Origin of the sequence: Acinetobacter calcoaceticus (assembly GCF_051947995.1) — a bacterium.
GTDB lineage: Bacteria > Pseudomonadota > Gammaproteobacteria > Pseudomonadales > Moraxellaceae > Acinetobacter.
On record NZ_JBLVVH010000083.1, the window covers coordinates 1 to 210 of the forward strand.

The window sequence follows — 210 nt, forward strand, 5'->3', positions numbered from 1 at the left end:
ATTTCATCGATTATCCCTCATATTGTTGGCATAGTTCGGGTCACAATAATTTAGGAATAAGTAAAAATATGTATGTTCCAACAATTGAAAATGCTTTAGTACCTGTTGTCGTTGAACAATCCTCTCGTGGTGAGCGTTCATTCGATATATTTTCACGTCTCTTACGTGTGCGTGTTATTTTCTTTACGGGTGAAGTTGAAGAGAACATGG

The 210-nt window shown here is 36.7% G+C and carries 1 pseudogene; it reads left to right on the forward strand.

Annotation, left to right across the window (positions count from 1 at the left end):
- Positions 1-68 precede the first annotated feature (68 nt).
- Positions 69-210 (forward strand): annotated as a pseudogene (locus ACNQO6_RS18655) (ATP-dependent Clp protease proteolytic subunit); the annotation flags it as partial.